A 25,015-nucleotide genomic window follows, 5' to 3' on the forward strand; every position below is an offset into this window, starting at 1 on the left:
AAGCAACAGACTTATATTTGTGTGGCTTTAAAATAAAAAAAACTCTATTCCGTTAGGAATGAGCCTCTTAAGTGTAGACCAGCCTGGACTTGAATCAGGGACCTCCAGATTATGAGAACGATAAAATGATTTTCTGTGATAGGTAATAATTATAACTATATTTGATTATCAGTTTTTTATCAGAATCGCTATTGTCAATGAAGCTCATAAAATACCCCTAACTGAGATAGTTTGTTTACGCAGAATTAGGAGGAGTAAGTGTTGTTATATAGTTCATTTAGCATCATAGTTTTATTAATAATCGACGTTAAATAGCATCTCATATTCTACACAAACTTTCAATGCGTCGCAAATAATTTATATTTTTGCGACAAATAAAATGCAATGGCAAGCATAGAAGACAATATTTGGACGGCAATCCAAGTCAAAGGAAGGGGAAGCATCTTCTTCCTTTTGAATTATCATCCGTTTGGTGAGAGGCATATATTCATATCTTGAGATTGAACAATCTTAAGACTTGGTATATTGATGCCATCCATAGAACAGATTGCTGAAACCATAATAAGGTTTATATTGTACTAATCGGCATTTATGCCATGAATAAGTTGGGTATATCTACACAAGTGCCAATGCGTATGGTTTATCTGACAGACGGTGGGGCCCGTAAGGTAAGCCTAGAGAAATGATCGCTTGATACAGTTTAAATACACAACTTCAAAAAATCTCTCATTCGCTCATCTGCTTGCAATGTTAGTTACGTTTGCCTTAAAAGAAGTAGGAAAAGGTAATGTAACTGACGATATTGTCAAGTAAATAAAGAACGTGCTTCAGAAAGCACAAAGGGAAAATGTATCGGCAGACGAAGCGTTCATGTCGACATGGATAAAGATAAGCGTATGAATAATTATTTTCAACTATCCAAGAAACAACAGCAAATAGTACTTACCCAATCAGCCGATAAGGTTGGTTTGCCAATACATATTGTAGAAAAGGACTTATGGGTAACTGTGGTTCTACAAATGGTGTTCACATTACTCGTAGCCAGTCGTCTTGCATTCAAGGGTGGAGTATCTCTTACTAAGGTATGGAAAGTGATATATTGCTTTCCGAAGATATTGACTTAGCTATAGACCCTTCCATTTGGAGATTTAGGTATTCCGTGAAACTCCTACGCTATTTATTTGTTAGGTATAAGCGTTTAGAGCGTACTTATTAAAATAAGGTGCTGTTTTTGCACCATGGAAACAAGAAATCAATTTATAGGAGTGAATTCAATAAAGTTCTATAAGCGCTTTCAAAGCGATGAAGATTGTTGCAAGTATCTTGCAGATATAAAATTGCAAGAAGGATATGTGTGCAAGAAATGTGGCAATACACATTATTGCCAAGGTCGTAAGCCATATTCAAGGTGATGCTGCAAGTGCAAGTATGATGAAAGCTTGGCTACGGGGATAATGTTTGACGAGCTAAAGTTTTCGTTGCTTGTAGCCTTTCATATTGCTTTCGAGATAAGTGCCAAGAGGAAAGGGATGTTTTCATTTGAGCTGTCAGAGAAATACGAATTGATGCAAATGGCTTATTGGACATTCAGGAGGAGAATCCAACAAATCATGAAAAGCAGTTGTTTATATCCTCTTGAAGGTGAGGTGTATATTGATGAGTTCTATGTGGGCGGTGAAGAAGAACAAAAACGTGGACGCTTGAAAGGGAGGAAAAACTTGTGTAGGTCGCTTTAGAGGTACTACCCGGTAAAGGAGTAGGTAGAGCTTATGCACGGGTAATCCAAGACGTTTCTGCCAAATCACTTAGGTTATTGTTCGATGAGCATATTTCCCAACTTGGAACAGCGAAAATCAGAGAATGGCTCAAACTTTCCGAATATGCACATTTACATTATAAATATCAAAGGATGGTTGAGAGGGATTCATCATCATTGTACCAAAGAACAACTTCAAGGATACCTTGACGAATATCATTTTAGGGATAATAGACGTAACAACATGGATATAATCTTCGATGTGCTTATACGTAGAATGGTCAATTTAGAACATATAAGGCTGATAACCAACAAAAAGAAAAGTGTGCTTTAAGTGCTTATACTTATAAATCAATTTATACAGTTTAGAGGTAGGACGGATATATGGAGTTATCCACTAATAGCTTAATTTGGCATACCTTAATCGTATATTTATAGATATAGATGGACATTTCTCCTTATTATAAAACATATGTTCTATGTAAATAGATAAGCACAGGCTAAATTTGTATCATCATTAACTATATAATATTATGAAGAACATAATCTATCTTCTTCCTACGTTATCTTTAGTAGGTTGTACATCACAGCAGGTAGAAGAAAAACCGAATGTGATTGTCATCCTTGCGGATGATCTGGGCTTCGGTGATGTCAGTGCTTATGGTTCCACTACCATTCATACACCTAATATTGACAGACTAGCTCATGAAGGTGCTTGTTTCACCAATGGTTATGCTACTTCCGCAACTTCTACTCCCAGCAGATACGCTTTAATGACAGGAATGTATCCGTGGAAAAATAAAGATGCCAAGATTCTTTCCGGTGATGCTCCGCTTATTATTAATGAGAATCAGTTCACATTACCTAAAATGATGCAAAGTTGTGGCTATGTAACCGGTGCTATCGGCAAATGGCATTTAGGTATGGGAGCGGGCAATGTAAACTGGAATACCACCATAAAACCTGGTGCAAAAGAGATAGGATTTGACTATTCATGTCTGATTGCAGCAACCAATGACCGTGTGCCTACCGTTTATGTGGAAAACGGAGATGTGGTCGGTTTAGACCCATCTGATCCGATAGAAGTTAACTATGACACGAACTTTGAAGGAGAGCCAACCGCTATATCCAATCCCGAAATGCTGAAAATGAACTGGGCACATGGACATCACAATTCCATTGTTAATGGCATACCACGTATCGGCTATATGAAAGGTGGAAAGAAAGCACGCTGGAAAGACGAAGATATGGCAGATTACTTCATTGAAAAGGTCAAAGGCTTTATTGCAGAACACAAAGAATCTCCTTTCTTCTTATATTATGGTTTACATCAGCCCCATGTACCCCGTGCACCTCACGAACGTTTTGTCGGAAAGACTTCCATGGGCCCCAGAGGAGATGCCATTATGGAAGCAGACTGGTGTGTAGGTGAACTGCTGACCTACCTGGAGAAAGAAGGAATCATGGAAAATACTATTATTATCTTCTCAAGTGATAATGGTCCGGTTCTGAATGACGGATATAAAGACGGAGCAGCAGAAATGGCCGGTTCACATTCTCCAAGTGGCGGATTGCGCGGTGGTAAGTACAGCTTGTTTGATGGAGGTACACATATTCCTTTGTTTGTATATTGGAAAGGTAAGGTTCAACCGATAAAATCTGATGCACTGGTCTGCCAGATGGACTTGGTTGCATCTTTAGGAGATATGTTGGGAGCCACTCTTCCGGAGGGGCTGGACAGCCGTAATTACCTGAGTGCTTTCATGGGAACAACATCGGTAGCCCGTGAGAATTTAGTTATTGAAGCTCAAGGCAGGCTGGCATACCGTAGCGGTGACTGGATTATGATGCCACCTTATAAAGGTTCACAAAGAAACCTGACCGGAAATGAATTGGGAAACTTAGATGAGTTCAGCCTGTTTAATGTAAAATCAGACAGAGAACAAACATCTAATGTAGCCGCTATGCACCCGGAATTGCTTGAGCAATTAAAACAGGAGTTTTTTACGCAGACAGATGGTTTTTACCGTAGTGACGTGGAAGAAGAACCGTTAAAATAGGCCGGATAATCTATTCAGGCAGACACTTTACAGACCAGGTATCAGATTGTTTTTTCAGGAAATGGTGTAGAAGGATAGTTTCTGAACATGTGTGCTCATAATAAAACATATTTTCTATCGTCTACACCTTTTTTCTTCTACTTTTGCAGCATCACAATCATGCATAAATAACGTTTAACTTTTTAGAATCATATGAAAACACTCATCCAATTCCTGTTTGCAACATTCACTATTTTAGCTTGTGTAAGTTGCAAGACTGCCAAAGGAGAAAAGACAGACGATAACGTAAATGAAATAACGTTTGCTGACCCGACCATATTTGTGGAGAATGGTAAATACTACCTTACCGGTACGCGCAACAGAGAACCTAACGGATTCGCCATATTCGAATCTACAGACCTGAAAGAATGGAATACAGTGAACGGGGATACCCTCCAGTTGATACTCCGTAAGGGAGATTCCGCCTACGGTGAAAGAGGATTCTGGGCACCGCAATTATTCAAAGAAGGCGATAAGTATTATATGACATATACAGCTAACGAACATACCGCATTGGCGTCTTCCAGCTCTATATATGGACCATTCAGGCAAGATTCAATATGTCCTATCGACGATACAGCCAAAAACATCGATTCATTTCTATTCAAAGACTCGGATGGGAAGTATTATCTATATCATGTACGCTTCAATAAGGGCAACTATCTGTGGGTAGCCGAATTTGATCTGCAGAAAGGATGTATCAAGCCTGAAACATTGAAGAAGTGCTTCGACAATACAGAAGCGTGGGAAAGGACACCTAATTATAAATCAGCTCCCATAATGGAAGGTCCGACAGTCATGAAATGGGATGGCTTGTATTATCTGTTTTATTCGGCTAATCATTTTATGAATATAGATTATTCAGTAGGGTATGCAACTTCGACTTCTCCCTTTGGACCTTGGAAGAAACATCCGAATAATCCGATTATACATCGTAGTCTGGTAGGAGAAAACGGCTCAGGGCATGGGGATATATTTGAAGGCTTAGACGGAAAGTATTACTATGTTTTTCATGTCCACCATTCAGATTCAACCGTGCAACCGCGCAAGACACGTATTGTCCCTCTAATTTTAAAGAAAGAGAATGGCGTATATAACGTTACGATTGATAAAGAAAACGTTATCAAGCCAATGTATAAATAATAGAAGCATCCAAAACAATGAATGTTATGATAAATGGTGATTTTATTTTTCGAAAAAGAACAGGGGCGATCATTGCTTTATCCTTTCTGCAGTTTGGAAATCTCTCGGCACAAGAGCGCCCAAATATAATCATGATATTGGCAGACGATATGGGTTATTCCGATATCGGATGTTATGGAAGCGAGATAGAAACTCCGCATATCGATAATCTGGCGTCACAGGGAGTCCGGATGACTCAATTTTATAATACTTCTCGTTCCTGTCCAACCCGGGCGAGTCTTATGACTGGCTTGTACCAACATCAGGCCGGAATAGGATGGATGTCAGAAGACCCTTTCAAAAATACCGATAAAGATCCGAAAGATTGGGGTATTACTGAATATAGAGGAGCGTTGAACCGTAATTGTGTAACTATTGCCGAAGTTCTTAAAAGTTCAGGATATCATACCTATATGACGGGAAAATGGCATCTAGGGATGCATGACATGGAAAAATGGCCTTTGCAACGTGGCTTTGAACGATTCTATGGAATATTGGCAGGGGCTTGCAGTTATTTGAGACCGGAAGGGGGAAGAGGATTAGTCCTGGACAACGAAAAGTTACCTGCACCTGAGGCGCCTTATTATACAACTGACGCATTTACAGATTATGCGATTGACTTTATAAATGAGCAAAAAGACAACGCACCTTTTTTCTTATATTTGGCATATAATGCTCCTCATTGGCCTTTACAAGCAAAAGAAGTGGATATAAATAGATATTATAAGATGTATCGGTCGAAGGGCTGGGATCAAATTCGTAAAGAACGTCATGAGCGAATGGTCGATTTAGGGATAATAGATTCAAAGACCGGTTTTGCCGAATGGGAAAATCGTCAGTGGGAAGAACTCTCTGAAGAAGAAAAAGATCGTACAGCTTATAGAATGGCTGTTTACGCTGCACAAGTGTATTGTATGGACTACAACATAGGAAAACTGATTGAGAACTTAAAGAAAAGTGGAAAATTAGATCATACTTTGATTTTTTTCATGTCTGATAATGGAGCATGTGCTGAACCGCATAATGAACTTGGCGGTGGCAAGCAAAAGGATATAAATAATCCGGCTGTAAGTGGCCATCCTTCGTATGGTAAGGCTTGGGCTCAGACTTCAAATACTCCATTCAGAAAATATAAACAGCGTGCATACGAAGGGGGAATATCTACTCCTCTGATAATCACATGGAAAGATTATTTGAAAGGTTTTGAAAACACATGGTGCCGTGTTCCTGGGTATCTTCCGGATATAATGCCGACTATATTGAACGTGTCCGGTGCTACGTATCCTTCGACGTTTCACAATGGGAATAAGATACATTCCTTAGTGGGTAATGATTTCATGCCGGCTATAAAAGGAGAAGTTTCTTCTATTCATGAATATATGTATTGGGAACATCAGGGTAATAGAGCTGTTCGCTGGAAAAACTGGAAAGCGGTATGGGACCAGGAAGGAAAAGCCTGGGAACTATATGATATCGGGAAAGATCGTGTAGAGGCTTTTGATGTGTCGGTCTCTCATCCGGATATTCTTAAGCAGCTGTCGGACAAATGGAGTGTATGGGCAGCTGAGACGAAAGTTTTAATTCCATTTCCTAATGATAAAAAATAATAGATAGCAATGAAAAGGATAGATTATACTTTTATGTTGACACTTGGTGCGTCAGTCGGCGCTTGTCCTGTATTAGCCCAACAAGATATGTCAAAACCCAATATTGTTCTTATATTATTGGATGATGTTGGATATTCCGATTTCGGATGTTATGGTTCGGAAATAAATACTCCCAACATAGATCGGCTTGCCGAAAATGGCATTAGATTACGCCATTTCTATAATCAAGCTCGCAGTGCACCAACCAGAGCTTCCATGATTACAGGTCTGTATCCTCACCAGGTAGGAAATGGTGCTTTAGGGAAAGTTCCGGGTTATCCGGCTTATCAAGGATATCCGAATGAAAATAATGTTTTCTTGCCTGAGGTATTGAAAACAGCCGGATATTTTAATGTCATGACCGGGAAATGGCATTTAGGATATTTTCAGGGGGTTACTCCAATAAGCAGAGGATTTGACCGTTCGCTGAACGCTCCATTTGGCGGTTATTATTTTTCTTCCGACAGATCACTAAAGAAGAATAAAAAAGAAAGGACTAACCAACGAAATCTTTATTTGAATGATGAAGAAATTGGATTCGATGATAATCGTTTGCCTAAGAACTGGTATTCTACTCATTTATGGACGGATTTCGGGTTGAAGTTCATCGATGAAGCAATTGATAAAGACCAGCCTTTCTTTTGGTATTTGGCCCATAATGCGGCTCATTTCCCTTTGCAAGCTCCTGTAGAAACGATTAATAAGTACAAGGGAAAATACATGAAAGGGTGGGAAAAGGTACGTAATACCCGATTCGAAAAGCAATTAAAATTGGGCTTATTCGAACGTCCTGAACAGTTAACACCCCGTAACCCGAAAGTGCCGGAATGGGATTCACTGACCCAGGAAGAAAAGGAGCGCTATGATGTGCAGATGGCTATTTACGCAGCCGTTATCGAAGAAGTGGACCGAAGTATCGGACGTGTAGTAGAACACTTAAAAGAAAAAGGAGTGTTGGATAATACGCTGATTATTCTCCTTTCGGATAATGGTGGCAATGGAGAACCCGGTATAGAAGGACGCTTTGCCGGAAAAAATCCCGGTTCGGCAGGAAGTACCGTCTTTTTGGGTGCAGCCTGGGCAGATGTTGCCAACACACCGTTCTTCTTATACAAGCACCATGGGCATGAAGGAGGTTGCAACACACCATTTATCGTTTCCTATCCGAATGGGATTGATAAAAGTTTGAATGGTACTATTCAAAAAGATAATTATGGACATATAGTAGATATTATGCCTACTTTGGTAAAGCTTACCGGAGCCACTTATCCTTCTTCACGTGACGGACATAAAGTACCTCCAATGGAAGGCATATCATTACTACCTCTATTAAAAGGGAAAATGGTAAAACAACCCAAACCGACCATTGTGGAGCACGAAGGCAACAAAATGATGCGTGACGGAGAATGGAAAATAGTGCAGGAGTATAAAGAACCGAAATGGAGACTATACAACCTGAAAAATGATCCTACCGAAATGATGAATTTGGCAGATAAGGAACCTGAAACTCTGAAGCGGATGATTAATGATTACCAAAAAATGGCAGATCATATCGGAGTTGAAGATGAAATCGGGTTCAAGATCGGTAAATGGTATACTCCTGTAGAAGAATATCTCAAATAAGAAGTATTGCAATTATAATCTTTAATTTATAACATATGAAAAATAAGTATCGTAAACTAGCCGTCATCATGCTGACTGCTGTATGTTTCGCGGGGTGTCAACAAGAAGATATTGTATATCCCGCACCGGATGCAAAGGTCGCTGAAACTTATTTGACCTTAAACGAACTCACCCAGTCTCCTGTAGTAGTACAGGGAGCGGAGGGGACTTATATATTGAAAGTAATATCGGATGAAAAGTGGACATTAAGCAGTTCACAAGCTTGGTGTAGTGTATCAGAGACAGAGGGATTCAAATATTCCCAGGTGCCTATTTCATATTCTGAGAATCCATGGAACGAGCCCCGTACAGCAGAGCTGACTTTCCTTATTAATGAATTACAGGAGATGAAGGTCGTAACCGTAGAACAAGAAGCCAGTGAAACTTCTCTGGCAGCAGATTCTAAAGAACTGCAATATAACATCGGAGGAGGCGAAAAGGACATTACTCTACAAACTAATGCAGTAGAATGGAGTGTTGAAGTCATAGATGAAACAACCCATACTCCGATTACATGGTGCTCTGTGACTCCTGCTACGGGGAAAGGAACAACTACATTGAAAGTTACTGCCGAAAGTAATACGACAGAAGTGATACGTAAAGCTAGCCTGATTTTCACTGCTGCCGGTAAGAACCTAAGTGTTCCTGTTGTTCAAGCAGATAAACTAGAAGCACCTGTCATTACGTTGGACGATCATAACGATTTCTTGCTTTCGTGGAGTGAAATTACCGGTGTAGACGGCTATAAGCTGAAAGTCATTGCCGACCAAAATGAAACGATAATTGACATACCTTCGGGAACAATATCTTACAATCTGGATGTTATCGACTGGAAAGGATATGTTGGAATGATTTCTGTGCAATTATTCTCTTATGCAAACATAGGCGGAGGAACTGTTGCTCAAATGGGAAGTGAAATTATAGAAGCGCACAACCTGTTTGACGAAACCAGCGGAGACGGGGAAGAAGGATCGGAATATATTATCACGAAGCCTCGTCATTTGAGAAACGTCAGCAAGTATCTTGATAAGAATTACAAGCAGACAGTAGACATCGATCTTGCCAATATCGATATGGCACCTATCAGCACCGAACTCGTAAACAACATTTATAATGGTAGTTTTACGGGAGTGTATGAGGCAACTAAGGGGGATATTATTGACGTGGCTACAGGACGTTCTTCCGAACAATATAAGATAAAGAACTGGATATTGAACAAGGCCTCCAATACCAACTGCGGTTTGTTTGCTTCTATCGGTTCGGAAGGTATCGTACGCAATGTGTGTATTGAGAATCCTGTTATTAAAGCGAGAGCTAAGGTTGGTGCTATTGCAGGTTATTGTTCTGGTCAGATTATTTCTTGTCATACAATAGGTAGCGACGGAACTATCAGTACGGTTACAACTACAGATTCCGAAGTTCATCTTGGAGGAATCGTCGGTTATCTCACTGAGAAAGGCGAAGTTTCTTATTGTTCTAATACAGCTGCGATTGAAGGAACAGCTGGATGTGTTGGCGGAATCGTAGGAATTATTATGCGTGATGCTAATAATGCTCCTGCTGTTACATATTGTACCAATAAAGCAAATGTCATTTGCAATAACAAATCGCCGGTTGGAGGTGTGGTTGGTTCAATAGCAGGTGCAGCAGGAAGCGATCTAATTAAGGTAATTGGTTGTGCAAATACAGGAGCAATTTCCGGAACTCAGGCTAACAATCAGGTAGGCGGAATTGTCGGTCGTGCAACGATTGACACGGAAATATCACAATCTTACAATACAGGTTCTATCACCGCAATGGGTTCGGCAAGCGGTATTATTGCACGCATGGGCGGAACAAATGCTATAGTTAGAGATTGCTACAATACAGGTGCAATAAAAAGCACAGGTACAATTACCAATGGTAACAGTAATGCTGCAGGAATTGTAGCAACATGCACTGTAGCAGCAGGAGGAAGCATGGCAATTGAAAACTGTCATAACACAGGAGGGATGACAACCTCAAACGGCGCCTCTTTCGGAAACGGACTATTCCATCGCACTGACGGGAAGCTTTCTCAAATAACAATGAAAAACTGTTTTTCCTTGAACGAAGACGGTAAGTCGCAGGGTAGCGGAAGTGATTCATTTATATCAGGTGGTTCCTCTAGCTATAAAAACTTGTCCGCAAGCGAAATGAAGAGTACATCTTCGTTTACAGGCTGGGATTTCAGTACGATTTGGGAAATGGGAAGTGAATATCCGACATTACGGGGATTATTAAAATAAGGTTTAACAATCAATGAATAACGAATATAATATTATGAAACAGAAGATTCGATTTAAGTTGACGGATAGATACTTAATCCTACTAATATGTCTGCTAGGATGTATATCAACCGTATCAGCACAGTCTCATAAAATTACCGGTGTGGTAGTTGATGAAGGGAAGTCTCCTATCATTGGAGCTACGATTCAGGTGAAAGGAGCTAATAACGGAACCATTACAGATATTAACGGTAATTTCTCGCTGGAAGTAAAAAATCCTAAAGCTCAGTTACAGATATCATATATCGGATTTACCACTATCACTGTCCCGGTACAGCTGAATGGGAAAATGACGATTACAATGCAGGAAGCATCACGCAATTTGGATGAAGTTGTTGTTATCGGTTATGGAACAGTTCGTAAATCCGACCTTTCCGGTTCAGTAAGTGCTGTTAACATGAAAAACGAGGCGGAGATTATGCCTATTACAAGTGCCGACCAGTTCTTACAGGGACGTATAGCCGGTGTTAGTATTTCAGCTAATAATGGTGCTCCCGGAGCCGGCATGAATATTCAAATTCGTGGTGTTTCCACCTTATCAGGCAATACAGATCCTCTGTATGTAGTTGATGGTTTTCCGATAGAAGCCGCTACTGCAAGTGTAAATGGGGGAACCAGTGAGTTGAGTCAACAACCGTCAATGAATCCGCTAGCTTCTATTAATCCCAATGATATTGAATCTATCCAGGTTCTGAAAGATGCTTCTGCAACGGCTATTTACGGTTCCCGTGCCACGAATGGAGTTATTTTGATCACGACCAAACAGGGAAAAGAAGGAAAGGTCAATGTTAACTATAACGCTCGTGTGGATATTTCTAACGTAGCCAAACGCTATAATTTACTGAATGCTCATGATTACGCTCTTTTTGAGAATGAACTGGACAGGACTTTAGAAGGATATGATATGCAGGGAAACGTGATTCCGGGTACAAAAGTTCCCAGACACGCAGATGATGCTCTGGAAAGATATAAAACTTACTCAACCGATTGGCAGGATTTAATGTATCAGACAGCTGTGTCTCAAGATCATCAGCTAGCAATCAACGGTGGCAATAAGATGACTCAATATAACATCACGGCGGGTTATACTGATCAGGAAGGTATTATTATGAATACCGGACTCGAACGCTATTCTTTCCGTCTGAATCTTAAGTCCGAGCTTGCCAAACGCCTGGTTTTGCAACTGAATACAAGTTACTCACAGACTGAGCAAAAGCAAACATCGCATTCACAATCTTCAAGTATGAATCAGATGGTACGCCGTATCTTGACTACTAAGCCGACGTTAATGCCCGGAGATAAAATTTATGAAGATGAAAATGTGGAATACGTTTCCGCAGATAATCCTTATGTGATGGCTACTGAACTGAAGGACATTCTTCAACAACGATTCTTCATTCTGAATGCATCCCTAACATATAACTTCGGTAAAGGACTTTCCTGGAAAGGTGCCGGTAGTTTTAATCGTACAGACGGTTCGCGTTCTACTTTTTATCCGATAGGTACCAATGCCGGAAACAGTGCACATGGTATGGCATTCCGCGGAGAAGACAATCGCCAAAACATAGTACTGGAAACAACGGTAAACTATGATCGTAAATTCAAGAAACGCCACCATATCAATGCAGTCTTAGGATATACGCACGAAGACCGCCAAAGAAAAACGCTGGCAATTCAGGTCGGTGATTTTGCCGGTAATGACCTGTTGTACTATGCAATTGGAGAAGGGACAAATACGATGGATAAATCTAGTTCTGTCATTCAGACCAAACTTTCCTCTTTCTTGGGGCGCCTGAATTACACTCTATACGACCGCTACATTTTCACAGCAACCGGGCGTTATGATGGTTCTTCTCTTTTGGCAAGTGGAAACAGATGGAGTTTCTTCCCTTCATTTGCAGTAGCATGGCGTATAAATCAGGAGAAGTTTATGAAAGACATACATGCTATTTCAAATGTCAAACTTCGTCTGAGTTACGGTGTTACCGGTAACCAAAGTATTGCCTTTGCTGCTCCTCTTGCCATTATGAACCACGTTCGCTCTTATTCTGGAAGTGCAGTGACTCACGGTATGGTCAATGGTAAACTGGCTAATCCCAACTTAGGCTGGGAAAGTACTGCTACCTACAATGCCGGATTGGATTTGGGTTTTATAGATAATCGGTTCAGGGTAACTATGAATGTGTATAAACGTACTACCAAAGATATGCTGATGAACTTCGGACTACCTTTATCTTCCGGATACGGCTCTATTCCTTACAATATGGGACAAATGACCAATAAAGGATTTGAATTGGAAGCTAGCGCAGATATTCTGACAGGCCCTGTTAAATGGACTCTTGGGGGAAATATATACCTGAATCGTAATAAGGTAGATGATATCAGCGGCAATGAATTGCTGGGAACATCTTATCTGGCAGGTGGCGGTGTATTCAGCCAAAGCATACATATTACCAAAGCCGGTTATCCGGTAGGTAGCTTCTACGGTTATGTAGTGGATGGTGTTTACCAGAATGAGGCAGAAGCGAAACTGGCTCCGTTTGATACTCCCCAAGCTACTCCGGGTTCTCTGAGATTCAAAGATATCAGTGGTCCTGACGGATTACCGGATGGGAAGATAACCTCTGATGATATGACTATCATCGGTACGGCAGAACCTAAATTTAATTATGGTATCAACTCCGAACTTTCCTGGAAAGGTTTGAGCTTATCTATGATATTTACAGGTCGTGTGGGTGGTGATATTGCGAACCTGAATCGTTATTTCCTGGATTCATTCACAGATACTAATGACAATATCCGTGTTGAGGCTTGGGAAGGCAGATGGCAAGGTGAGGGTACCAGCAACTTCTATCCGGCAGTGAACGGTTCGCAAGGCAGCTCTTATTTCAATAAGCGTTTCTCTACCTTCTTGCTTGAAGATGGCTCCTTCTTCCGTCTGAAGAATCTGACGCTCGCCTACCAGTTTAATCTGAAAAAGCTACAATGGTTACGCAGTGTACGTGTATTCGGTACTGTTACCAATGTCTTTACAATCACTAAATATAGCGGTTATGATCCGGAAGTCAGCATCACATCGGGTGCTATGTCACCTAATGTTGACTATGCTGCTTATCCTTCGAGCCGTACGTATTCTATGGGTATAAATTTAGCTTTTTAATATCAAAACACTGAAAATATGAAGAAATATATATTATCCTTGCTGGTAGGAACAGCATTGCTTTCAAGCTGTCTGGATGTGGACATTGTAGACCGTATAGAAAAAGAGGACGGATTCTTCAAAACTGAAGATCATGCTTTGGCAGCTATTAATGGAGTATACTCTACCTTATATGCTTTCGCTTATCATAAGACGAACTGGCCTATCATACTTCCGACCTATGAAGATGCTATGTTTTCTACAGGAAACGCTGTGCCTGCCACTGTTTCCAACAATACACATAGTGCGGGTTCTGCTCCGGTTGTCAATTTTTGGGGAGAATTGTACAATGGTATTAAAAATGCTAATGAAGTAATAGCACGTGTTCCTTCTATTCCTTTCAAAAGCGAAAATGATAAGAATAGAATCATTGCAGAAGCTTATTTTCTAAGAGCACTTTATCATTATGACTTGATGCGTTTATATGGCGGTGTCAATGGTATTCCTATTGTTATTGAGCCTGTTAGCGGTATTGAGAATGCGTATGTACCACAATCTCCCGCATCAAAAGTTTACGAACAGATAATAAGTGATTTTGAATATGCAGCCGGATTGAATGACGATGATAGCCCCCGTTTGCCCAAACGTTTAGACCCCACGTACACAAGCGGGCGTGTAACTAACGGAGCAGCGCATGCATTTTTGGCCGAAGTCTATTTGACTCTCGGAAGATGGGAAGATGCAGTCAGAGAAGCACAAGAGGTAATTTCTTCCGAACAATATACGCTTGTCAATGACTATCAGAATCTGTGGGACATTGAGCAGGAGTCAGTTGCTCAAACCGAACATATATTCGTAGTACCTTTCTTTCGAGACAAAGATGCTTTAGCAGACCAGTCATTAGGTTCTAATATTGCTCATTTATTCAACCCAGCGGGTGTACAGGTGGGTGGTAAGTTGGTTTCCGGAAATCCTTATGGCAAAGGAGCCGGCGTTCATAGAGTACAAAAATGGTTTATCAAATATTTCCAGGACGACCAAGGTAGTCTGGGGTATAGTGATCCGTCCGTTGACGCATCCATTGATGAAGCTAAACTCATTTCTAAAGATTACCGGATTGAAGTTACATTCTGGAGACGTTTCCAGCAAAAGAACAACAACACAGGTGTATTGGGAAATATCGTAACCGTATACCCTGCCGCCGGAGGAAACTCACAGGAGAACTGGGGATACATCCGCAAATTTATCGACCCGCAAGGTATTAACAACCGTACTAATGAAAATGATATGCCACGTCTGCGCCTTTCTGATATGTATCTGATAAAAGCAGAAGCACTAAACGAACTTGGAAAGTACACAGAAGCCTGTCAAGCTATAGATATGGTTCGTGAGCGTGCGCGTAAAGCGGACGGAACCGAACGTGCTTATCCTAAGTATATAGGTTCGGACAGACCCGACAATATCGGACGTACTTTGACCAAACAGGAATTCCGCTGGCTGGTGTTCATGGAACGGGGATTGGAATTTGCCGGTGAACAGAAGCGCTGGTTCGACCTTATCCGCATGAAGTATGATGAAAATACACAGATGTATGATTATATGAAAGATACATTTATCCCATCACGACCTGCTGCGGATGTACAGAAGCAAGGAGTTATGGCTGCAAGAAAGAAATATTTCCCGATACCATTTGCAGAAGTTTCCCGCAATGACGGAGTACAGCAAAATCCCGGATACTAAGGATGTATCTTTTCAAATTTATGTTTAGATGAAAAGTGTTTGAGATGAGTATAATATTATATCGGTGCGAGGTTTAGATCAGAAACCTCAATGAAAGGAGAAATAAATTATGAATAAGTTATTTTTGAGTGCATCCGTAGTATTAAGTGCAACTACTTTCTCTTTGGCACAACAAACAATACAGCCGAATCTGGTATTGTTCATTGCCGATGATTGTTCCTATTATGATTTAGGTTGCTATGGAAGCGTGGATTCGAAAACACCGAATATAGATAATTTTGCCACACAGGGAGTACGTTTCACTCAAGCCTATCAAGCTGCTCCCATGTCATCGCCCACTCGCCATAACCTGTATACAGGTTTATGGCCGGTGTGTAGCGGGGCTTATCCCAATCATACCTGTGCCGATAACGGGACTTTAAGTATTATACATCATTTGCATCCATTGGGGTATAAAGTTACTTTGATTGGAAAGAAGCATGTCGCTCCGAAGTCAGTATTCCCTTTTGATCTTTATGTGCCTAATGAAAAAGGAGAATTCAATTTTGAAGCCATTCAGAAATTTATCGCTGATTGTAAAGAAAAAGGTCAGCCTTTTTGCCTGTTTGTGGCTTCCAATCAACCGCATACTCCCTGGAATAAAGGCGATGTTTCGCAGTTCGATCCGGATAAATTAACTTTGGCACCTATGTATGTAGATATTCCGCAAACGCGTCAGGAGTTTACCCGGTATCTTGCAGAGGTCAATTTCATGGATCAGGAGTTTGGAAATGTACTTTCTATTCTGGATCAGGAAAAAGTTGCCGGTCAATCTGTTGTCGTATATTTGAGTGAACAGGGAAACAGTCTGCCTTTTGCCAAATGGACTTGTTATGACGCGGGAGTACATTCTGCGTGCATTATCCGTTGGCCGGGAGTAGTTAAACCGGGGAGTGTCAGTGATGCGTTAATAGAATATGTGGATATGGTTCCCACTTTTGTAGACATAGCAGGAGGAAAGCCGCAGGCAAAAGTAGATGGTGAAAGTTTCAAATCTGTTTTGACAGGAAAGAAAAAGGAGCATAAAAAATATTCTTTCTCTCTTCAGACTAGCAGGGGGATAAATAAAGGTCCCGAATTCTACGGAATACGCTCAGTTTATGATGGAAGATATCGCTATATTGTCAATCTTACTCCGGAAGCAATCTTTCGGAATGCGATGACTGCTTCGTCTTTATTTAAAGAATGGGAACAACTTGCAGAGACAGATGCTCATGCAAAGACGATAACATCCAAGTACCAGTATCGTCCTGCCGTCGAATTATATGATGTCCGGAACGATCCGTTTTGCATGAATGATTTGGCCGGAGATGCGAAGTACTCCAGCATTGTCACTCGGTTAGATACAGAACTAAAAAAGTGGATGAAAGCATGTGGAGATGAAGGGCAAGCTACTGAAATGCGGGCCTTTGAGCATATGCCTTCCAGGCAAAAGTAATTTATAGGTTCTGTAATAACGGATATAAAACATTGAATGAGAAGTGTCAAAACTTCCTTTTTAGCAAAATCAGCCTCGATACAGTTGTCTGTATCGAGGCTGATTTCAAAAGATAATTAGCATTTAAGAACGCTTACCACTATTTCAGTTGCTTTATAAATTCAGTAGGAGTAACGTTAAACTCTTTTTTAAAACATTTTGTAAAATAGTTGGGATCGGACATGCCGACTTCATAAGATGCCTCTGATACATTCATGCCATTCTGCAAATGAATCTTCGCTTCTTTCATCTTTATAGTCCTCATAAATTGGGTGATGGAACATCCGGTCAGTGACTTTAGCTTAGTATGCAACAGGCTTCGGCTCACTTTCATATGAGTGATGATTTCAGTAACTCCAAACTCTTCATCTTTGATATTAGCCATAATCAAGTCGACTAACTCCTTCATAAACACTTCATCGCGTGGATTATTCGTAATTTGTGTAATATTCAGCTTTTCGATCCGTTTAAAATACTCAATGTTCTGTTTTCTGTTAGTACGCATGTTTTGAACCAATAGTTCCAGATTCTGCGCGTTAAAAGGTTTGGTTATATATGCGTCTGCCCCTTTCAAATACCCTTGGGTATGATCCAGTTCATCTGTTTTAGCAGTGAGCAGAATTACCGGGATATGACTGCTGTTCAGATCCTGTTTAACGTAGGCTGTTAATTCCAGACCATCCATCACAGGCATCATTACATCACTCACTATCAGATCGGGCAGTTGTTTTTTCAGCAACTTACAAGCTTCAGCGCCGTTATAAGCACGAAATACCTGATAATCTTTGCTGAATATCTCTGCCAGATAATCATTCATCTCTTTATTATCTTCTACAATAAGAATGCTTTCCTTGACTTCGGTATCGTCCTGTTCGGTAGACATCAACTGGTCAGGAATCAATTCAATCGTTTCTTTCATCCGCAGGTTGTACTTTTGGATTTCTTCGGAGGTGATACTTTCCAAAGATTTCTCCGAAGAGCTATAGGCAGATTCCGAAACATTCAGGCTGACGATAAACTCCGAACCCTTTCCGACTTCGCTTTCAACCTTAATTTCTCCCTTATGCATATGAATCAGTGACTTCGTGAGAGATAAACCCAATCCGAAGCCTTCTCTATGATCCTTTTTCTCTACCTGGAAGTAGCTGTCAAAGATTTTATCTTTCATCTCTTTGGGGATTCCTCTGCCACTATCTTTCACCGAGATTTCAATGAAACTTTCCGATTCTTTTTTTATCAGTTTGGCACTGAGCTTCACATAATCTCCCGTCTGAGTGTATTTAAAAGCATTCGACAACAGATTGTACATGATGCGTTCCAGTTTGGATGGAGAGAACCAGACTTCTTCATCCGTCTCTTCCAAACTGACAATGAAGTCAATCTCCTTTTCCTTAGATACAATATCGAAGATATGGGACATCTCTTCCAGAAAATGCATAATGTTTCCTTTTCTGACATTAATCTCCATTTGCTGCATTTCAATTTTACTGAAGGTCAACAGTTCATCAATAAGATAATGCATTCTGTTAGCATTGCGGTAAATGACTTCCAGTTTCTCACGATCACTATTATCGATTTGTTTCTGTTTGATGAGCCGCTGAAGCGGAGATAAAATCAAAGTTAACGGTGTCTTCAGATCGTGAGAAACATACGTAAAGAAATTGATTTTTGATTGATTCATCTTTTCCATATTAACCCGTTGCTCATGCTCTGTTTTTAGTCTCATCAGAAGAATTAACCGGGCTTTAGTATATTTGTATGCCAGATAGATGATGCAAAGAACCATACATGCGTAGATCAGATAAGCCCATATAGAAAGCCACCACGGAGGTAGTACATGGATTGTCAATGCCTTTTGCCCTTTTTCATCCCAGTTCACCCCGTCACTGCTTGCTTTGATCTTCAACGTATAGTCTCCGGTCGGGAGATTGGAGAAACGTACCTGATGTTGGTTGCCTACAAATTGCCATTCTTTATCGATTCCTTCCAGCTTCATGGCATACTGTGTTTTATCTTTATATTGATAATTAAGCCCCGAATATTCTATGCGTATGGATTGCGCCTGTTCATGGGTAAGGGTCATCACATCATTTTCGGAGATAGAAGCGGGTAACAATGCGTCCGGGTTACTGGAAGATACCACATCATTATTGCTCCATACTCCTGTCAGGGCAATATTGAAATGCGGTTCTACAGGGCGCACCTGTTCCGGATAGAAAGAAATCATTCCATTGATCGTCCCAAAGAACAGTTCACCGTCAGGCTTTTTGCAAGCCGAATAGTAGTTGAACTGATTGGTCGGTAATCCATCAGCTATAGTATATCGGTTGATTAATCCGGACTTCGGCTGGATATTGCATAAACCGTTATCTGTTCCTACCCATATACTGTTCTGGTCATCTTCTATAATACCTTTTATAGCATTTGATCCTAATTCTTTTTTAGAGTAACTTTTCAGTTTATCACCTTGCTTATTCAGAACGAAAAGCCCATCATTATTAGTTCCTACCCAAACATTTTCTTCCGAGTCCATATAGAGATAGGTTACATATAGCTTGTTAAATGAAAACTGTGGAATGGGCGTCTGTTCTTCTGTTCGTTTGTTGATTTGATACACTCCATTCTGGCGATTTCCTGTCCAGATAATACTATCATTCAGGTTAAGCATACAGAAAACAGGAAGAGAAGATACTTTCTTCAACTGAAAATTTCCGTTTTGCCTGTCTAAAGTAAATAATCCGGAAGGTCCTCCATACCATATTTTCCCCATTTCATCTTCTATAATACAAAAACCGGACGAGCTTTTTCCAATTCCTTCATCAAAAGAGAGTGTCTTGTTTTCTCTGGGCATATAATAGCTCATTCCTCTGAGAAATAAACCAAGCCACAGGTTCTGTTTGCTATCAATCAATAAGGAATGTATATTCCGGGCTTTTATATTCATTTGCTTATGGAGACGTTCGGAGCGCGTTATTTCCCGGTTGCTGTTCAGATAATTAAGTCCCCCATCTTCAGTAGCAATATAAAGACTGTTATCTGGGGCGTTGATAATCTGACGTACCGCTTTACCGCTAAGGTGGTTGGGCGAGTTACCATAAGGATAAATCCGGAACTGATCTGAAGCATATATGAAATAATTCACACCGCCGAAATAGGTTCCCACCCACATATTATGATTATAATCTTCAAAAAGGCTGTAAATAGGAGAGTCATTCAAGTTGCTCAAATCGCTTTCTGACTGTTGATAGCGGGTTATCAACCGAAAAGTCTGATCATAAATAAAAATGCCATTCTCGGTTCCCAACCAAATATTATTCTGGCTATCGGTTGTTGCACACCTTAGTTGTCGGATCTCTTTTATAGTCGTTAATGGATACAATGAATCATTGTTGATATTATACACAAATACCTCTTGAGGTGTATTGAATAATAATTGATTATCCGACAGCAAAGATAAACGAATGTTCTTTTTCAGAAATGGGCGCATGGGCAGAGGCAATGGCTCAAATTGCCTGTTTTTAAGATTATAACGCTTTAAGCCTTTGTTATTGCTGATCCATAAACTTCCATTCGAGTCTTCTACCAATCCACGGATATTTTCTCCTTTACCTTCACATAATATGAATGGAATGAAACAATCTTTTGATTCATCGTATTGATAGATACCATTACTGCATCCAGCCAAGAACCTATTGTCGGAAGTATTTAAAAAGCAAACATTGTTTTTATTATTTTCTTCGATGTGATAACGTGTAAATTGTTCATTCTGAGGATTGTATTTACAGACTCCCTGCTCTGTAGAAATCCAAAGGACATTCCGGCAAGAGTCATTATATAATTTGGTGATAAAATCATGACTGATTGTAGTGGAATCTTCTTCCTCATGAAAGTACCGGGTAATGTTATATCCATCGTACCTGCATAAACCATTCCGGGTACCAAACCACATAAATCCCTTACTGTCCTGAGATATGGCATTGACAGTATTATGAGAGAGTCCTTCCGTAATGCTCAACTGTTTGAAGCGGACATTATGATATTGGATTTTCCCTTCCGTATATGTCGGATGAAGCAGAAATAATAAACAAGCTGCCACCAACGTAAGATTTTTGTGTATACTGCTTTTCATATATGATTGTACTCCTTGTTTGATGCTCAAAGATAGTGTTTTTTTGTTCGGTTCTTCTAGTACAAATGTGTATTCCATTAGAAATTATGTGCACAAGCGGGAGATATGACCTCAAACAATACATACTTCCTTATATTGAACATGATGTGACGAATGTTTATTCTTTGAATTCCCTACATTTGTATCGTAAACCAAATGAAAAGACCATGAAAACAAAACTTTGCAGAACGACATTGTATTGCTTGTGCTGTTTTATTCTTATCCAGCCGATAGCAGGGAATCAGGCAAATGATACTCATGAGGGTGTTTTGCATATCAATAAACAGAAAACACACAAAGTAAGCCGTGTCAAATATGGGTTCCATTATGAAGAGATTGGTATGATAGGCGAAGGTGCCTTACATGCCGAATTGATACGGAACCGCTCATTCGAAGAAGCAACTCCGCCTGCAGACCTGGCAGTAAAGAACGGACTTTATCAGGACGTGCCTAATCCGCGAGGAAAGAACAAAGATGTCTTTCATGTGGACCCTCTGATCGGATGGAGCACTTATCCCTTACCATATGCTCCCATTTTCATTAGTCGTACAGAAGAAAATCCTCTGAATAAAGAGAACCGGTATTCAATGTTGGTTAATGTGACTGACGATATTACAAACAGTCCGGGAGCAATGATTCTAAATCGGGGATATTACGGTATGAATCTGCGGAAAGAGGTATCCTATCATCTTTCCATGTACATAAAGAGTAAAAACTATACAGATCCACTTCAAGTCATGCTGGTAGACGAACAGGGTAAACCGGTTAGTACTCCACTTATTTTGGATGTAAAAGGTAAGGAGTGGACCAAACTCACCGGAATATTAAAATCCGATCAAGATGTGAAACGGGGTATGCTCGCTATTCAGCCGCTTGGAAAAGGACAATTCCAACTGGACGTTGTTTCTTTATTCCCTTCAGATACATGGGACAATGGGAAATCTGTTTTCCGGGCCGATATTATGCAAAATCTGAAAGAATATGCACCGGATTTCATTCGCTTTCCTGGTGGTTGTATCGTACACGGAGTGAATGAAGCCACTATGTATCACTGGAAAAAAACAATAGGCCCTATTGAAAACCGACCGGGGCAATGGAGTAAATGGGCACCTTATTACCGCACAGACGGAATCGGCTATCATGAGTTTTACGAGTTGTGCGAATATTTGGGAGCAGATGCTATGTATGTCATTCCTACAGGAATGATTTGTACGGGATGGGTAAGACAGAAGTCTCCCTGGAATTTTATTCAACCGGACGTTGATTTGGACGCTTATATTCAAGATGCACTGGATGCCATCGAATACGCAATTGGTCCGGTAGCCAGCAAATGGGGAGCTTTGCGTGCAAAGAACGGACATCCAGCACCTTTCCCGCTGAAGTACATTGAAATTGGAAACGAAGATTTTGGCCCTGTTTATTGGGAACGCTACGAAAAGATTTATCAGGCATTACACAAACAATATCCTGACCTGATCTATATAGCCAATAGTATCATAGGTAAAGAAAATGATGATAAACGTATTGACATAGCTAAGTTTATAAATCCGGAAAATGTGAAAGTATTCGATGAACACCATTATCAACCTATCGAATGGGCTTGTAAACAGCATTACCGTTTTGACAATTACAAACGAGGAGTAGCGGATTTGTTTATCGGAGAATTGGGTATTGACGGGAAATATCCCTATAACTTGTTAGCCAGCGGGGCAGTACGAATGTCGATTGAACGTAACGGAGATATGAATCCATTGCTGGCAGAACGGCCTGTGATGCGTCATTGGGATTTTATGGAACACCGGCAGTTGCAGTCCATGCTATTAAACGGAGTAGATTGCAGCATTAAGACATCTTTCTATTATCTATCAAAGATGTTCAGAGATCACACTTTCGATGTGTGTCTGGATACTAGTATTCAAGGAATGAAGGGACTGCAGAATGTATTCGTCACTATGGGATATGACAGTGAAAGTAAAGAATACATTCTGAAACTGATTAATTTGAGAAAACAGGAGGTGACGCTTCAAACAGCTGTGAATGGATTCGGAAAAAATGTACAGGCACAAAAAATTAGATTGAGTCTGGAACCCGGTAAGAATAACACTCCGGAAACACCGGAAGCAGTAAAACCTGTTCAGTCGGCTGTAACACTGAATTTAAACAAAGATTTGAAGCTCGAAGCTTCTTCAATGATTGTATACCGTTTTAAATAAGATAAATATGAAAAATGCAGCGTTTTGTATTACAGGATTGGCATTACAGGGTTTGTCAATGTCATTGATGGCACAAACCGACAAACCGAATATTGTAATCATTATGACCGATCAGCAACGTGCTGACCTATGTGGAAGAGAGGGTTTTCCTTTGGATGTAACTCCTTATGTAGATCAATTAGCTCAGGAGAATGTATGGTTCAACAAAGCATATACCGTAGCACCGGCCAGTTCTCCTGCCCGTTGTTCCATGTTCACCGGACGTTTTCCTTCGGCAACTCATGTACGTACTAACCATAACATTCCCGACATTTTCTTTGAACAGGATTTAGTAGGCGTATTAAAAGAGAACGGATATAAGACGGCACTTGTAGGTAAAAACCATGCTTATCTGAAACCTGCCGACTTGGATTTCTGGTCGGAATACGGGCATTGGGGCAAGAATAAGAAAACGACTCCCGAAGAAAAAGAAACTGCCCGTTTCTTAAACCAGAAGGCTAGAGGACAATGGCTGGAACCTTCACCAATCCCTGTAGAGGAGCAACATCCGACTAAAATTGTCAATGAGACATTGTCATGGATAGAAAAACAAAAAGAGAATCCTTTCTTTGTGTGGGTATCTTTCCCGGAACCTCACAATCCTTATCAGGTTTGCGAACCTTATTATTCTATGTTTTCACCCGATAAACTTCCTGTATTGAGAACATCTCGCAAAGACTTGGAAAAGAAAGGAGAGAAATATCGCATTTTAGCAGAACTGGAAGATGCTTCATGTCCCAATCTGGAACAAGATTTACCCAGAATCCGTGCCAATTACATCGGTATGGTCCGCTTAATAGATGACCAGATAAAGAGATTGATCGAATCGCTGAAAGCCAGCGGGCAGTTTGAAAATACGATCTTTGTTGTCCTTTCAGATCATGGTGATTATTGGGGCGAGTATGGGTTGATCCGCAAAGGAGCCGGACTTTCCGAAAGCCTCACACGTATTCCGATGGTATGGGCAGGATATCATATTAAGAATCAGTCTGCTCCTATGGATAGCCATGTATCCATTGCTGATATCTTTCCTACCCTTTGTTCTGCTATTGATGCCAAAATCCCGGCAGGTGTTCAAGGTCGTAGCTTATGGCCGATGTTGACCGGAAAAGAATACCCAAAAGAAGAGTTTTCCAGCATTGTCGTACAGCAAGGTTTCGGAGGAGCGCATGTCGAACTGGATTCTTCTCTGACTTTCGAACAGGAAGGAGCATTGACGCCGGGTAAGATTGCACACTTTGATGAACTTAATACCTGGACTCAAAGCGGTACTTCACGCATGGTCAGAAAAGATGACTGGAAACTGGTGATGGATAACTATGGAAACGGGGAATTGTATAATCTCAAAAAAGACCCTTCGGAAGTACAGAATCTGTTTGGTGAAAAGAAATACAGTGCTGTCCAGACAGAACTTCTGACGAAATTAGTCGCATGGGAATTACGTCTGCAAGATCCGTTGCCTCTTCCCCGGAAGCGTTATCATTTCAAACAGAATCCTTATAATTATCTTCAACCGGGACAGTAATAAATCAAAAGAATGTACATTTTG

General features: G+C 40.5%; 14 protein-coding genes and 1 pseudogene. 14 read left to right on the forward strand and 1 reads right to left on the reverse strand.

What is annotated here, in order from left to right; genetic code table 11:
• The first annotated feature begins 596 nt into the window (after nucleotides 1-596).
• The 12 genes and pseudogenes from ACNOGP_RS05100 to ACNOGP_RS05155 all read left to right on the forward strand — a co-directional run bounded on the left by ACNOGP_RS05100 (nucleotide 597) and on the right by ACNOGP_RS05155 (nucleotide 17,007).
• A complete protein-coding gene (locus ACNOGP_RS05100) occupies nucleotides 597-686 on the forward strand; it encodes a DUF6088 family protein (protein ID WP_418214246.1) in 90 nt (29 codons plus the stop codon).
• Between the two features lie 4 nt (nucleotides 687-690).
• Nucleotides 691-813 carry a hypothetical protein gene (locus ACNOGP_RS05105; protein ID WP_418214247.1) on the forward strand — a complete coding sequence of 41 codons (123 nt, stop codon included), beginning with the start codon at nucleotides 691-693 and terminating at the stop codon, nucleotides 811-813.
• Between the two features lie 83 nt (nucleotides 814-896).
• The gene (locus tag ACNOGP_RS05110; RefSeq protein ID WP_418214248.1) at nucleotides 897-1,124 is read left to right on the forward strand and encodes a hypothetical protein; all 228 of its coding nucleotides are present in this window, start codon (nucleotides 897-899) and stop codon (nucleotides 1,122-1,124) included.
• Between the two features lie 114 nt (nucleotides 1,125-1,238).
• Nucleotides 1,239-2,090: pseudogene (locus ACNOGP_RS05115) on the forward strand (transposase).
• Nucleotides 2,091-2,289: 199 nt separating this feature from the next.
• On the forward strand, nucleotides 2,290-3,816 hold the full coding sequence (locus ACNOGP_RS05120; RefSeq protein WP_418214249.1) for a sulfatase-like hydrolase/transferase: 1,527 nt from the start codon (nucleotides 2,290-2,292) through the stop codon (nucleotides 3,814-3,816).
• Nucleotides 3,817-4,008: 192 nt separating this feature from the next.
• On the forward strand, nucleotides 4,009-4,998 hold the full coding sequence (locus ACNOGP_RS05125; protein WP_418214250.1) for a glycoside hydrolase family 43 protein: 990 nt from the start codon (nucleotides 4,009-4,011) through the stop codon (nucleotides 4,996-4,998).
• A gap of 131 nt (nucleotides 4,999-5,129) precedes the next feature.
• Nucleotides 5,130-6,644, forward strand: coding sequence for an arylsulfatase (locus ACNOGP_RS05130; protein ID WP_418214251.1), 1,515 nt, complete (start codon nucleotides 5,130-5,132; stop codon nucleotides 6,642-6,644).
• 9 nt (nucleotides 6,645-6,653) lie between these two features.
• Nucleotides 6,654-8,306, forward strand: coding sequence for an arylsulfatase (locus tag ACNOGP_RS05135; RefSeq protein ID WP_418214252.1), 1,653 nt, complete (start codon nucleotides 6,654-6,656; stop codon nucleotides 8,304-8,306).
• Between the two features lie 35 nt (nucleotides 8,307-8,341).
• A complete protein-coding gene (locus ACNOGP_RS05140; protein ID WP_418214253.1) occupies nucleotides 8,342-10,612 on the forward strand; it encodes a BACON domain-containing protein in 2,271 nt (756 codons plus the stop codon).
• Nucleotides 10,613-10,646: 34 nt separating this feature from the next.
• Nucleotides 10,647-13,811, forward strand: coding sequence for a SusC/RagA family TonB-linked outer membrane protein (locus ACNOGP_RS05145; protein ID WP_418214254.1), 3,165 nt, complete (start codon nucleotides 10,647-10,649; stop codon nucleotides 13,809-13,811).
• A gap of 18 nt (nucleotides 13,812-13,829) precedes the next feature.
• Nucleotides 13,830-15,530 (forward strand): RagB/SusD family nutrient uptake outer membrane protein, encoded by a 1,701-nt coding sequence (locus tag ACNOGP_RS05150; RefSeq protein WP_418214255.1) that lies wholly within the window; start codon nucleotides 13,830-13,832, stop codon nucleotides 15,528-15,530.
• Between the two features lie 109 nt (nucleotides 15,531-15,639).
• Nucleotides 15,640-17,007, forward strand: coding sequence for a sulfatase (locus ACNOGP_RS05155; protein WP_418214256.1), 1,368 nt, complete (start codon nucleotides 15,640-15,642; stop codon nucleotides 17,005-17,007).
• Between the two features lie 139 nt (nucleotides 17,008-17,146).
• Here ACNOGP_RS05155 and ACNOGP_RS05160 read toward each other — a convergent pair whose 3' ends face one another.
• A complete protein-coding gene (locus ACNOGP_RS05160) occupies nucleotides 17,147-21,175 on the reverse strand; it encodes a hybrid sensor histidine kinase/response regulator transcription factor (protein ID WP_418214257.1) in 4,029 nt (1,342 codons plus the stop codon).
• Nucleotides 21,176-21,381: 206 nt separating this feature from the next.
• Between ACNOGP_RS05160 and ACNOGP_RS05165 the strand changes: the two genes are divergently transcribed.
• Both ACNOGP_RS05165 and ACNOGP_RS05170 read left to right on the forward strand, forming a co-directional pair.
• Nucleotides 21,382-23,427, forward strand: coding sequence for an alpha-L-arabinofuranosidase C-terminal domain-containing protein (locus tag ACNOGP_RS05165; protein ID WP_418214258.1), 2,046 nt, complete (start codon nucleotides 21,382-21,384; stop codon nucleotides 23,425-23,427).
• A 7-nt stretch (nucleotides 23,428-23,434) separates the two neighbouring features.
• Complete coding sequence (locus tag ACNOGP_RS05170; protein ID WP_418214259.1) at nucleotides 23,435-24,991, forward strand: sulfatase; 1,557 nt, start codon at nucleotides 23,435-23,437, stop codon at nucleotides 24,989-24,991.
• Nucleotides 24,992-25,015: the final 24 nt, after the last annotated feature.

Source organism: Bacteroides difficilis (assembly GCF_048319815.1).
In the GTDB taxonomy this organism is placed as follows: Bacteria; Bacteroidota; Bacteroidia; order Bacteroidales; family Bacteroidaceae; genus Bacteroides; species Bacteroides zhangwenhongii.